At 67.3% G+C, this 12,623-nt stretch carries 11 protein-coding genes and 1 tRNA gene; 4 read left to right on the top strand and 8 right to left on the bottom strand.

What is annotated here, in order from left to right:
- Positions 1–6: 6 nt before the first annotated feature.
- On the bottom strand, positions 7–825 hold the full coding sequence (locus IP69_RS05705; RefSeq protein WP_054141854.1) for a sulfurtransferase/chromate resistance protein: 819 nt from the start codon (positions 823–825) through the stop codon (positions 7–9).
- Positions 826–958: 133 nt separating this feature from the next.
- Positions 959–2,221: a hemolysin family protein gene (locus IP69_RS05700; RefSeq protein WP_054141853.1), complete on the bottom strand. Its 1,263-nt coding sequence runs from the start codon at positions 2,219–2,221 to the stop codon at positions 959–961.
- A 130-nt stretch (positions 2,222–2,351) separates the two neighbouring features.
- On the opposite strand from IP69_RS05700, the gene IP69_RS05695 reads away from it, so the two are divergent.
- Together IP69_RS05695 and IP69_RS05690 are read left to right on the top strand one after the other, a co-directional pair.
- Positions 2,352–3,014, top strand: a complete 663-nt coding sequence (locus IP69_RS05695; RefSeq protein ID WP_054141852.1) for a DUF938 domain-containing protein — start codon at positions 2,352–2,354, stop codon at positions 3,012–3,014.
- A 155-nt stretch (positions 3,015–3,169) separates the two neighbouring features.
- Positions 3,170–4,834, top strand: a complete 1,665-nt coding sequence (locus IP69_RS05690) for a heme peroxidase family protein (protein ID WP_054141851.1) — start codon at positions 3,170–3,172, stop codon at positions 4,832–4,834.
- A 115-nt stretch (positions 4,835–4,949) separates the two neighbouring features.
- On the opposite strand, the gene IP69_RS05685 is transcribed toward IP69_RS05690, so the two are convergent.
- From IP69_RS05685 to IP69_RS05665, 5 genes are all read right to left on the bottom strand, one after another.
- Entirely contained in the window at positions 4,950–5,249 is a 300-nt protein-coding gene (locus tag IP69_RS05685; RefSeq protein WP_054141850.1) for a type II toxin-antitoxin system RelE/ParE family toxin, read from the bottom strand.
- Positions 5,249–5,533: a transcriptional regulator gene (locus IP69_RS05680; protein WP_082359001.1), complete on the bottom strand. Its 285-nt coding sequence runs from the start codon at positions 5,531–5,533 to the stop codon at positions 5,249–5,251. Before IP69_RS05680 ends, IP69_RS05685 begins: the two co-directional genes overlap by 1 nt.
- 105 nt (positions 5,534–5,638) lie before the next feature.
- Positions 5,639–5,725 (bottom strand) — tRNA-Leu (locus tag IP69_RS05675).
- A gap of 78 nt (positions 5,726–5,803) precedes the next feature.
- The gene (locus IP69_RS05670; protein ID WP_197279688.1) at positions 5,804–6,481 is read right to left on the bottom strand and encodes a DUF1190 domain-containing protein; all 678 of its coding nucleotides are present in this window, start codon (positions 6,479–6,481) and stop codon (positions 5,804–5,806) included.
- A 28-nt stretch (positions 6,482–6,509) separates the two neighbouring features.
- A complete protein-coding gene (locus tag IP69_RS05665; protein ID WP_054141848.1) occupies positions 6,510–8,090 on the bottom strand; it encodes an AMP-binding protein in 1,581 nt (526 codons plus the stop codon).
- A 254-nt stretch (positions 8,091–8,344) separates the two neighbouring features.
- Here IP69_RS05665 and IP69_RS05660 point away from each other — a divergent pair, with 254 nt between their 5' ends.
- On the top strand, positions 8,345–8,839 hold the full coding sequence (locus IP69_RS05660) for a hypothetical protein (RefSeq protein WP_156323304.1): 495 nt from the start codon (positions 8,345–8,347) through the stop codon (positions 8,837–8,839).
- 19 nt (positions 8,840–8,858) lie between these two features.
- On the opposite strand, the gene IP69_RS05655 is transcribed toward IP69_RS05660, so the two are convergent.
- Positions 8,859–11,690 carry a phosphoenolpyruvate carboxylase gene (locus IP69_RS05655; protein ID WP_054141846.1) on the bottom strand — a complete coding sequence of 944 codons (2,832 nt, stop codon included), beginning with the start codon at positions 11,688–11,690 and terminating at the stop codon, positions 8,859–8,861.
- Between the two features lie 185 nt (positions 11,691–11,875).
- Here IP69_RS05655 and rutB point away from each other — a divergent pair, with 185 nt between their 5' ends.
- Positions 11,876–12,616: a pyrimidine utilization protein B gene (gene rutB / locus IP69_RS05650; protein WP_054141845.1), complete on the top strand. Its 741-nt coding sequence runs from the start codon at positions 11,876–11,878 to the stop codon at positions 12,614–12,616.
- The last annotated feature ends 7 nt before the right edge of the window (positions 12,617–12,623 follow it).

Below are 12,623 nucleotides of genomic sequence, written 5' to 3'. Positions count from 1 at the left end.
GCGGCCTCACGACGTCGCCGGCCCGACGGGCCAGTTATGGGTTTCCTCGCTGGCATCCCGGCACCAGCGGTAGAACGCGTCATAAAGCAGCATGCCGGCGTTCAACTGTTCGAGATCGTCCCTGAACATGCGCGACAGCCCCAGCGAGGCGGCCAGCAGCCCGGCAGCCTGAGGTACGCTGTCGAGTGCGGCGGTATCGGCGGCGCGCACGATTTCCGCCAGTCGGTCGAGCGCCGGGCTTGCAAGCCCGAACGCCTCGATCATGACGTCGAAGGTGCAACGCTCGCCGCGATGGCTCCAGAACGCCCCGTCGATATCGAACGGCGTGGCCCCAAAACGATCCGCTACCGCCGCGACCTCCGACGGCGAAACGAACAGGAATACGGCCTGCCGATCGACGAAGCGCCGGATCAGCCAGGGGCAGGCGATCCGATCGACCTTAGGCCGCGTCCGGGTGACCCAGACGGTCCGGCCGGAGACATCGCGCGGCGGCAGCTTGTCGCTGCGCAGCAGCGGGCTGCCCGCATCGCGCCTGGCCTCGAAACCGCCCGCGAGGTTCTCGGCCGCGACGCCCTGATGGCGCAGCCAGGCGGCAACGCCCTCGCTGAGCTTCTGGCCGCGCTGGCACGACACGACGACGCGCCGGCCGGCATAGGCGCCGGCCCAGGCCGCGAAATCCGTGTGCGAACGCCTCTCCGAGGCCGGCAGCAGGCGCGGATCGGCCGCGACATCGTCGGGTATCCGGACATCGATGATGACAGGCGCATCGGGCAGGCCGACGAGCCGGGATAACTGGGCAACGCTGATCGAGATGTTGGAAGACATGGGCGTCCATCCTGAAGCTGAGGATTATGGACGCGAACCTTGGGCCGGAGCCTCACGGGGTCGTCGCGATGAAACCCCTTGCCGACCTTAGATCATGCCGCACCGGGCTCCGTCAACGGCTCGGCGCTGCTCATCAGTCGATCCGGCTGACCAGGATCTTGTCGATCCGGCGGCCATCGAGATCGACCACCTCGTAGCGCCAGTGGCCCTTTTCGAAGACCTCGCCAACCACGGGCAGATGGTTGAGTTCGGCCAGGATGAAACCGGCCACCGTCTGGAAATCGGCATCGCGCGGGATGTGGATGCCGAGCTCATGCGAGAACTCGTCGACCTGCATCCAGCCGGCCACCAGCCAGGAGCCGTCGGCGCGGGTGACGATCGGCGGTTCGTCCTGCTCTTCTTCCTGGAAGGCGCCGATGATCGCCTCCAGCACGTCGCCCGGCGTGATGATGCCCTCGAAATGGCCGTATTCGTCGAAGACCAGCGCCATGTGAACGCGCGACGACCGGATCTCGCGCAGCACCTGCAGCGCGCCTGTGGTGTCCATCACCACCGGCGCCTCGCTGACCAGGCCGCGCAGCTCATGCGTGCCGCCATCGGATAGAAAATCGATCAGCTCCTTGACGACGACGACACCGACGATCGAATCCGCCTCGCCATCCTGCACCGGTAGGCGCGAGCGTCGGGTGGCGCGCAGCTGGGCGCGGATCTCGTCGGCGCTGTCGGTCAGGTCGATGACCTCGACCTCGCGGCGCGGCGTCATCAGCGCGCGCGCCGAACGGTCGGCGAGCCGCATCACGCCCGTGATCATCTCGCGCTCGTCGCGCTCGAGCACGCCGGCGGTCTCGGCCTCGGCGATGATGGTGCGGACTTCCTCCTCCGTGACCTTGTCTTCCGGCTCGCCCTTCTGGCCGAGCAGGGCGAGCACGCCCCGGCCGGAGATATCGAGCAGGAAGACCAGGGGCGCGCCGACCGTGGCGATCAGCGACATGGCGGGAGCGACGCGCGCCGCCACCCGCTCGGGATCGCGCAGCGCGATCTGCTTGGGCACCAGTTCGCCGATGATCAGCGACAGATAGGTGATGCCCACGACGACGAGGCCGACGCCGAAACCATCCGAAACCACCTGCGAGAAGCCCTGCTCGGCCAGCCAGCCCGACAGGCGTGCGCCGAGCGTGGCACCCGAAAAGGCGCCTGACAGGACGCCGACCAGCGTAATGCCGATCTGCACCGTGGAGAGGAAGCGGCCGGGATTGTCGGCCAGCCGGATGGCGGTGGTCGCGCCCTTGTTGCCTTGGTCGCTGAGAACCTTGAGACGGGCGGGACGGGACGAGACGACGGCCAATTCAGACATGGCGAGGAGACCGTTGATCACGGTCAGGGCCACGACGATCAATATCTCGGTTAACAAAACCAGTCCGTGCCATGCGAAACCACGCTTTTCGGTGGCTCGCTTCGAATTTCCTTATAGCCGATGCTGGCGCCTTGGCGATGGGGTCGCGCAAAAGATTCGGCAGGAGCCCTTTATGAGCGAAACCAGGCCGGCTCCGTGGGAGCCCTCGCAGCAGAAGGCGCAGGACGACCGGCGCCTGCATGCGCCCGCCGTCGCCCGCAACCGCGAGGCGATCCTCGCCATGCTCCGCGCGGAGCTCCCCGTGACCGGGAGCGTGCTCGAACTTGCCAGCGGCTCGGGCGAACACGCCGTGCATTTCGCCCAAGCCCTGCCTCGGTTGATCTTCCAGCCGAGCGACCCGAGCCCCGAGGCGCTGGCCAGCATCGCGGCCTGGACGAGGCAGGCGGGCGTCGCCAACATCCGAGCGCCCCTGCAGATCGACGCCGCCGCGCCGGACTGGGCGGAGAGCCTTGCGCAAGAGCATGCGCCGGACGCAATCCTCTGCATCAACATGATCCACATCGCGCCCTGGGCGGCGGCGCAGGGCCTCGTCCGCGGCGCTGGGACCCTGCTGGCCCCCGGCGCACCGCTGATCCTCTACGGCCCGTTCCGGCGCGCCGGCCGCCCGTTGGAGCCGGGCAACGCCGCCTTCGACGACAGCCTGCGCGAGCGCAACCCCGACTGGGGCCTGCGGGAGCTTGGCGCCGTCGCCGCGCTGGCGGCGGAGGCGGGCTTCGGCGCCCCCAGCGTGATCGAGATGCCGGCCAACAATCTCAGCCTGATCTTCAGACGCTAGGCGTCCCGAGCCGGCTCGCGACCCACCTCTCCCAGATCGCCAGGCTGCTCCAACGCCGGAGACAAGGTCGAAAAACGATACAACCTATGAGAGAATTTTGTAGATCATACTCGTTTTTTATGGAAGGTTCCGCTCGGGCAATATGGGAGCAGGTCATGAGCACGGAACGCCACAGACGCGATTTCTTCTTCCTCGCCGACACCCGCGAAATCGTCGGAGAAACCAACCGGCCGGCCACGCTGAGCGAACGCCAGAGTGCCTTCCGCTTCTCGCGGATCGTGCCGCGGGAGGCACCGCCGCCAAGCGACGAACTGCTGGGTGCGCTGGCCCAGGCCATGGTCAGCCAGCCGCCTGAAATGGACGGCGATATTCCCGCCGGCTTCACCTATCTCGGTCAGTTCGTCGATCACGACCTGACGCGCGACCGCACCAAGGTGCCGTTCAACACCAGTGTCACGGTCGACCAGCTCGACCAGGGGCGCAGCCCTGCGCTCGACCTCGATTCCGTCTACGGTCTGGGACCGACCGACCCGATCGATGGCCGGCTCTACCAGTCCGACGGCGCCCAATTGAAGCTCGGGACAACCGTCGGCGCGGGCCCGCCGCCGGCCAATCGCCCGCTGGACGGCTTCGACCTGCCCCGCCTCGGCACACGCGCGACGATCAACAACGAACGGCGCATGGCCGACATCCCAGACCCGCGCAACGACGAAAATCTCGCAATTGCGCAGACGCATCTCGCTTTCATGCGCTTTCACAACGCCATCGTCCGCGATCTGGCAGGTCACGGCACCCCGAGCGCGCTGCTGTTCGAGAAGGCCCGCGACAGCGTCGTCAAGCATTACCAGTGGGTACTGGTCCACGATTTCCTGCCACGCATCGCCGACCCCGCGATCGTGACCGACGTCTTCACGGAAGGCCGCAAGGTGTTTGAAACCACGGCAGTGGGGATGCCGACCATGCCGGTCGAGTTCTCCGTCGCGGCCTATCGCTTCGGCCATACGATGATCCGCGACGACTATGACTGGAACCGGTTCTTCAACAGCAGGACAGGAGCCCTCGAGCCGGGCTCGCTGGAAAATCTGTTCAGGTTTAGCGGCACCAGCGGCAACCTCTCCCCCGAAACGGAGATCGATGATCCGCTCGCCGGCCCCTTCGAGCAGCTGCCCTCGCTCTGGATCACGGACTGGACACGTCTTTACGACTTCGACAAAGACGCCGGCGACGGCGAACTCGCGCCGCTCGACCCCGCCGACTTGAATCACGCCCGACGGATCGATACGCGGCTGACCGATCCGCTGGCCAAACTGCCGCTCGGCTCCTTCAACGGGCGCGGTGACGTCGTTCCCAGCACCCAGCGCAACCTTGCCTTCCGCAATCTAGTCCGCAGCCGCATGATCGGCCTCGCCAGCGGGCAGGAGGTCGCGCGCCATATGCTGGCGCAGGGTGTCACTGTCACGCCGCTGACCGAGGCGGAGCTGGTGGCAGGCGATGGCGGCGTCGATCTGACAGGGCTCGCGCCGGCGCAGCGCCAGGAGCTGATCGAGGCGACGCCGCTGTGGTTCTACGTGCTGCGCGAAGCGGAGGTGCGCGGCGGCCGGCTCGGCGATGTCGGCGCACGCCTCGTCTCCGAGACCTTCCACCGCGCCATCGAAGGCAGCCGGATCTCGCTGCTGCGCGACCCGGCTTGGCGGCCCGCTTCGACGCGCCCCGACGGCAGCTTCCGCATGGTCGACATCCTGCTCAAGGGCTACGACGCCAGCCGGGGCGAGCTGCGCCCGCTCGACCCGAGCGCCCCCACGCCGGCGCTGATCGCCTAGGCTAAGAGCGCGTCGGCGCCCCGTCAGGGACCCTTGCGCGGGGCAACCGGGCCTCGCGCCACGGTGAGGCAAGCAGGAGGGCGGCGCCAGCAGCCGTCCATATCGATCAGCGTCGTCAGTCTTCAGGGAAGAGGATGGACTCATAGTCCTGGGCGCCGTGCAGGACATGAAGAACCTCCACCGCATCGTCTGCGATCCGGTAGAAGATCAAATAACGGCCGTAGACGCGCCGGCGGATACCCGTTGCTTCCCAGGCCGGAAGCAGTGGAAAGGCGCGGGGCATATTGCCGAGCCGCTTGCAGCGGTCATACAACTCCGAGACGAAGCTTTCGGCACGCGCCGGACTATCCTGGCGGATGACCCGGCCGATACGGATGAGATCGGCGAGCGCCGCCTCGGTGACGACGACCCGCACTAGCGGGCGCCTTCCTCGGGGAGCTTCAATTCGTCTCGTAGGCGTTGGAAGGCCTCATCGAGCGGCATGCTGTGACCGGCCTGCGCATCGGCGAGGCCGCGAGCAAGTGCTGCGTCGAGCGCCTTCAGCCTGGCGGCACGCTCGCTCTCCTTGAGAAAGCGCTCATGCACGAGGTCGCGGACATAATCGCTGCCGGATGCGAACGCCCCGCGCTGGGCCTCGTCGCGAACGAACTGTTCGAGTTCCGGGGTCAGCGTCAACGTCATCTGGCCTTCTGCCTTCACGACGGTTCCTCCTTCCGGCCCGAATATCCTGCACATGAAGTCCAGTATAGACCATTTCCGGGTTCAAGAAACCTGACGGATTGATCCTCGCACCCCTGCGGGCTCTGGTGCGGACGGCGGGGATCGAACCCGCATAGCCTTGCGGCTGAGAGATTTTAAGTCTCTTGCGTCTACCAGTTTCGCCACGTCCGCTTCAGCCGAAGCGGTAGCGGCGCAGGGGCCGTCGCGCAAGCGCCGCGGCGGCTGACAAGCGCCGCAAGGGCTGCAGCCTCAGTTGCGCCGGGCGGGCTTGTACCATTCGACGCCGTCGGGATCGACATAGAGCCCTGGCGCCACGTCCGAGCCGATCGCCCTCTTCTGCATCGGCACGGGCACGGTGTCGTCGCGATCGCCGCGCTTGACGTAAGGCGCCCCGCCTTGCTGCACGCCCTGTCCGCGTCCGCCGCGAGCAGCCGCCAGCCCGACCGTGGCCTGGCGACCGGCAATACGGTCCTGCAACTCGCTCACCGGGCGCCCCGCAAAGGCGATGCGCCCGGCGCCCTCGACGACGGGAAAGGCGCGCGCCGCGCCGCCCTCCCCGGTCACGCGCACGCCGGTGAAGCGCGGCACATAGGTCGCGCCGCCCTTGCCGAACCCCTGCCAACCGCCGGACGACACCATCTGCGCACCGCAGCGCTTGTGGCTGCGCTCGCACAAAGCGCGCGAGGCGAAACGCGGCGCCATCTGCTCGAATTCGGCGCGGGCATTGCGATAGGCGAACTCGCACTGCTCCGGCGTCAGCCGCCCGGCCTGGACGCATTCATCGCGCCGCTCATAGACCGCGCCGCGCTCCTGCGTCGCGCCACGGGGCTGAGCCGCAAGATCGGCCGGGGCAGCGAAGAAGAGGGCCGGCGCCAGCGCGGCGGCACGCAGGCCAGCGGCCAGCGAAAGAGCGGGGATCAGGATCATGCGCCGCACCATCACCAGGATTGTGGCTTTAGAAGAGCGAACGCCGCGACTTGGCCAGTTCCAGCGTCGCGGCATAGTCGATTTTGCCATTGCCGAGCACCGGAATCGAGTTCGTCACCAGGATGGCGCGCGGCACCCACAGCTCCGGATACCCTTGCGCCTTCGCCGTTTCGTGCAGCGCACCGCGCTCGGCATTGGGCTTTTCGGTGACGAGCACGAGCTGCTCGCCCTTGCGCGCATCGGGCAGCGCCACGACGACATGATTCTGGTCGGGCCAGAGGCCGGAGATCATCGATTCGACCGCCGCCAGCGAGACCATCTCGCCGCCGAGCTTGGCGAAGCGCTTGGCCCGGCCCTTGATCACGACGAAGCCGTCATCGAGCGTGACGATGTCGCCGGTGTCGTGCCAGCCGTCTTCGGGCGGCACGATCACGCCCGGCCGCTCGACGCTGAGATAGCCGGCCATGATGTTGGGCCCGCGCACGCAGAGCTTGCCGCCCTCATGGATGCCCTCGACGGCTTCCAGCCGCGCCTCGATACCGGGCAGAAGCCGGCCGACGCTGCCCTCGCGCGTCGCCACCGGCGTGTTGCAGGCGAGCACCGGCGAGCATTCCGTGCAGCCATAGCCTTCAAGGATCGTCGTGCCATAGGGCTCCCACATCCGCCGCGTCTCAGGCTTCACCCGCTCCGCGCCGGCCACGACATAGCGCACGCTCTTGAGGTCGTCGGGATCGGCGGCGCGCGCATAGCCCTGCAGGAAGGTGTCGGTCGCGAACAGGAAGGTGCAGCCGGTCTCGCCGATCAGCTTGGGCACCTGCTTGTAATGCAGCGGGCTGGGATAGAGCACGACCTTCATGCCCGACAGCAGCGGCATCAGCATGCCCGCCGTCAGCCCGAAGGAATGGAAGGCCGGGAGCGGGTTCATCACGATGTCGCGCTCGGACAGGAAGCCGGCGGCGAGCGCGAAGATCTGCCGCGCATTCGAGACCAAATTGGCATGGCTCAGCACCACACCCTTGGGCTTGCCTTCGGTGCCGGAGGTGAAGAGCACGACGGCAGGGTCGTCGGGCCCGGCCGCATGGCGGCGATGGGCAAGACCGGGCGCCAGGCTGGACAGCGCGCCGACAGCCTTGTCGAGACTGGTGATCTGCTTGCGGACATCTTCGAGATAGACGATCCGCCGGCCCTCACCGAGCGCCTCGATCTCGTCGTCGAGCTTGGCCTGCTCGACGAAGCGCCGCGAGGTGACGATGGTCTTGAGCTCGGCCAGTTCGCCGGCCGCGCGCAGATTCTTGACGCCGGCGGTGAAGTTCAGCAGCGCCGGCACCCGCCCGAACGCCGCGAGGCCGAAGAAGGTGACGGCCATCGCCTGCACATTCGGCAGGAACACGCCCACATGCTCCTTGGGCTGCGTCAGGCCGGCGAGCTTGCGGCCGAGCACCAGCGCGCCGAGCACGAGATTGCCATAGCTCAGCGGCTTGCGCTCGGGGTCCTCCAGCGCGATCCGCGCCTTGCCGTGGCGCGAAACCGCCTGCAGCAGGGCCTTGAACAAAGTGATGCGCGCGCCCGCTGCATCGAAGACGGGCAAATGTCGATCGGCGTCGGCCATGCTTGGCTCGGCTCCCGGCTGGCGTTTCCTCTTGTGCCAACCTAAGCCCCAAACCGCGCATTACAACATTGGCGATCCAGCCGCAGCCGGCACTTCACCTCACGCAATGACCAAGAGGGAGGAGAGAAATCTACGCAGTAAAGGTGTATCCACCAAATATTTTTTGGTCGGGATTCAACCGCTGTCTATCGGCTTGTCGTACAACTGGTCTATGCTCGTCCGTGCTTTCAAAAAGGATCGTCAGGGAGGCGATGGTGAGCGACGATTTCGTAGGCAGCGCAGAAACGCGGGCATTACAGAATTCCAAGGCGGCGCGAGAATCGAATTATGCGTGGATGCTCAAATGGGGCGCCTATAACCTTTTGAAGGTGAAGGCGCGAGCCGAGGTCACGCCAAAAGTTTCGGGCTACATTACGCTGCTAACGCATATCAGCGGCATGACGCCAAGGGACATGGAGTTGGCGCTCGGGCTCAGGACCGGGCAGCTCGCGGGCGGCGCCGACATTTACCGGCTCAATAATCTGCCCTCCGAGGACGGCTTCAATGTCAGAGGCTATACCACGCTTGTCGACGGGCTGAGGCTAAAAAGTGACCGCAAGAGCGACGCCTTCGGCTACAGACCGGGCCAGGGGGCATGGCAGGTGGAACTGACGACCGCCGTCGACGCCACACGGATCGCGACGCTGGGTCCCCACGACCCCTTCGAACCCGGCTTGCATCCACGCGTCAGAGCCATGTACGGCCACTGAGAAGAGACCACTTCTGGCCTTACCCGAACGCCCCGATCTCGTGCTGGATCGCACCGGATATCTCGCGCATCAGCTCGAACAGGGCCTGCATCGGCGCGATCACGTCGCGGTGCAGCGCTTCATAGGTGCCGGCCTCGCGCGGGCCAGGCGGCTCGCCAAAATCAAGTCCGATCGTCGGATCGGGCTTGAGCGGGAAGATTTCGCCGAGCAGGGCAAGGCAGGCGGGCACGTCGAGTTGCAGCAGCCGCTCCATCAGCGCCTCTCGCGTCAGCCCGGCATTGGGCCGGAAATCCGGGATATGGCGGGCAAGCAGCCAGATGCCGTGCATCGCCGCCAGCCGCAGCGCATGCAGCGCCACCAGCCGCACCGGCATCTCCGGGGTGACGCCGGCCGCGACCTTCAGTTTCAGCGCATCCGATGACAACCGCCAGAACAGGCGCCGCAGCGCCGGAGCCAGTTCCAGTCGCGAAAGTGCTTCCCCGACCGCGAGCAACTCGTCGCGGCGGCCTTCCTTGGCTGTGCGCCGCGCCCGGTCGAACCAGCTTCCGGGGTCGAGCGTGTCGAGATAGGCCCGCAGCACGTCGAGATCGCTGGCAGCCATGGCATGCTCGGCGAGACGGTAGGCCCGGTCAAAACGGTCGGAGCGCTCGCGCATCGCGTTGAACAGGTCCGGCGCGCGCGACGCCGCTTGGCCGATGCCGTGCACGCTGTTGGCCAGCCAGCCGAGCTGCTGCAGGATCGCGTTGTTGGGGATGGCGCGCAATTCGCGCGGGTGCCGGATACGCGTCGGCCCGCCCGCATCGCTTTGACGGGCGGCGGGGCGCGAGCCCGTCTTGTCGAGCAGCGAGGGGCCAAAGGTGCCGATCAGCGCGGCATAGCCGGGATCGTCGACCAGCGCCGTCATCTCCTCGCGCACGGTCTGGAAGAACTCGGTCGCGAAATCCGGCTCGTCATAAATCGGGTCGGCAACCGGCTGGTCGGCGGGGGCAAGCACGGCCGCCGCGATCCGCCCGATCGTTGCGGCGGCGAGCTTCGGCGTGCCGAACAGCATATAGCCGTCGCTGCCCTGGAAGCTGGTCTCGCGCACCGTCTTGACGCCGGCCTTGGCGAAGGCCGCCCGCGCCCAGGCCGGTTCGAGATAGGCCAGGCGGTCGGCAAGACTGCCGGGATGAGCGCCCCGACCGGCGGATTCGCCATGGGTGTCGAAGATGACGAGCTCGACATCGGCGAGGTCGTAGCGGACCAGCAGCTCGCAGATGCGGATGCGCAGCCGCTCGATCCAGAAGGTCGCGGCGACCTGCCCGATATAGCGCCCGGAATCGGAATAGCCGAACTGGATGCAGAAGCGGCCATGGCGCTTGAGATAGGCGCGGAAATGCGGGCTGCGCAGCGCCTCGTCGATGATGCGCGGCCCCTGCTCCAGCGCGTCTTCCGTCTCGAACAAAGGCGAGATCTCGACCCGGTCGGCGATGCCGAAGCGGCTGGCGAGCCAGAGCGCGCAGAGCAGGGTGTAGCCGGTCTCGGTTTCGGCCACCAGAAAGCGCACGGCCTTTGTGCCGTCGACATGCTTCACGATCTGCGCGATCGTCATCAGCATGCGCGTCGCCGAGGCGCGCTCGGCCGCCAGCGCCCCGAAATCGATCGCGATCGGCGCGACCTTGGCGAGGGCGGCATTGACCGCGCTCAGGAAGGCCCGCCGCTGCGCCGGCTGGGTCGGCTCCTCGTCAAGCGGAATGACGGCGCGCATCGCATTGTGGAGCTGCGAGGCGTTGAGCCGGAAATGCGGCAGCGCGATCGAGACGCCATGCGCGACGCAGCCCGCCTTGACCAGGCACAGCGCCATCGTCGTCGCATCGTCGTCGGAGATCGACAGCGCCTGATCCAGCGCCGCGATCAGCCGCGAGGCCTCGGGCAGTGCCGCCTCGCGCTCTTTGACCAGCGAAAGCGCGAAGGCCTGCAGGGCCTGCAGCGTCGGCTGCGAGGTGATCGGCGGTGCCAGCGCAAGCTGCCGGTCAACGGCGGACAGCGCGCCGCCCACCAGATCACGTACACCGGTCGTCGCCGCCGTTTCGGGCAGCTTTTCCAGGATGCGGGAAAACTGGCCCTGCTTCGATTCCAGCCGGTAGCGCAGCGTGTCCCACCAGCCGATATCGGTGCGCCCATCCGTGTCGCAGCCGACCCAGGAGCCCAGGATCACCGGACGCGGCGCAAGCTGCGCCCAGCGCTCCGGCCAGCGTTCGCGGGCGGCGCCCAGCATGGCGGCGTTCAGCGCGTCGATCGCATCGCGCGCCTGGCGCACCGCGTAGCGCGCCTGTTCGAACTCGTCCTGCAGGGTGATCTTGCCGTCTGGCCGGAAGGACAGTGCCGGGTCGTCGATCACGCTGTTGCCGGAACGGCCACCTGAAGCAAGGTCGGCCAGCGCATGCGCCAGTTTGCGGCTCATGCCGAAGGTCGGATGGGCCGTGAAGACGGCGGCAAAGCGCACGCGCTCGACATTGGCCTTGAAGCTTTCGAAGGGGTCGGCCTGCGCCGCAGCCGCATCCGCCTGCGCCTCGGCAAGGGTCGCAAAAGCCTGCTCGCCATCGCCCTCCAGGCCGACATAGGCCGCGACACGCCCCGCCCGCTGCCGCAGCGCCTCGCGCCCGAGCAGCCGCACCAGTTCCCCGGCGGCCGCGACGTCGAGCTCGCCGCGATCCATCCGCCGCGTCAGCCAGAGCGTCACCCGCAGCACCGGATTGCCAAAGGGGTCGTCGCGGGCATCGCTGCGGGCTTGCAGAATCTCGCTGCGCAGAGCGGCAGCCAGTGCCGGGGTCGCGCCGCCGGCCATTGGAGCCTCAATCCAGTCGTTCATGGCGCACGCCTCCCGTTTCGGATCAGGCAAGTTTTAGACCGGAAAGGAAAGTGCGGTGCGCGGTGCAACGGCATATCTCTTGCTGGACCGCCAAGGGGCGCGGCAGCGCAGCGAGGTCCCAACGGGACCCGAAAGCGATGCCCTTGCCCCAATCCCTTGCGCCGATACCGTGCCGGAGAACGACCATGCCTGGCCTGCCCTCACCACTTGCCGACGCGACCGGCAACCACACTGCGCCGGCATCGGTGGTGCTACCGGCCCGCCCCGAGCCGCTTCGGCTGGACACCGCGCGGACCGCCCTGATCGTCGTCGACATGCAGAACGCCTACGCGTCGCCCGGCGGCTATCTGGATCTCGCCGGGTTCGACGTTGCCGGCGCCGCGCCGGTGATCCGCAATGTCGCGGTCGCGGTGGCGGCGGCCCGGCAGGCGGGCATCCCGGTGATCTTCCTGCAGAACGGCTGGGACGACGGCTACCACGAAGCGGGAGGGCCGGGTTCGCCGAACTGGCACAAATCCAACGCGCTCAAGACCATGCGCCGCAAGCCCGAACTGCAGGGGCAGCTTCTCGCCAAGGGCGGCTGGGACTACGCCATCGTCGATGCGCTCACCCCGCAGCCGGGCGATATCGTCATCCCCAAGCCGCGCTACAGCGTCTTCTTCAACACCAATATCGACAGCGTCCTGCGGGCGCGCGGCATTCGCACCCTCGTCTTTACCGGCATCGCCACCAATGTCTGCGTCGAATCCTCGCTTCGCGACGCCTTCCATCTCGAATATTTCAGCGTCGTGCTGGAGGATGCCACCCACGCAGCCGGGCCCGACTTCGCCCAGAGGGCGGCCATCTACAACATCGAGACCTTCTTCGGCTGGGTCTCGACCGTCGCCGACTTCGCCGGCGCCGTCGGTCAGCAGCCACCCGCCTGAGCACTTG

It is taken from the genome of Allobosea sp. AAP35, assembly GCF_001295925.1.
Taxonomy (GTDB): Bacteria; Pseudomonadota; Alphaproteobacteria; order Rhizobiales; family Beijerinckiaceae; genus Allobosea.
Note: the sequence above shows the minus strand (reverse complement) of the source record. Positions and strands in the feature narration are given on the sequence as shown.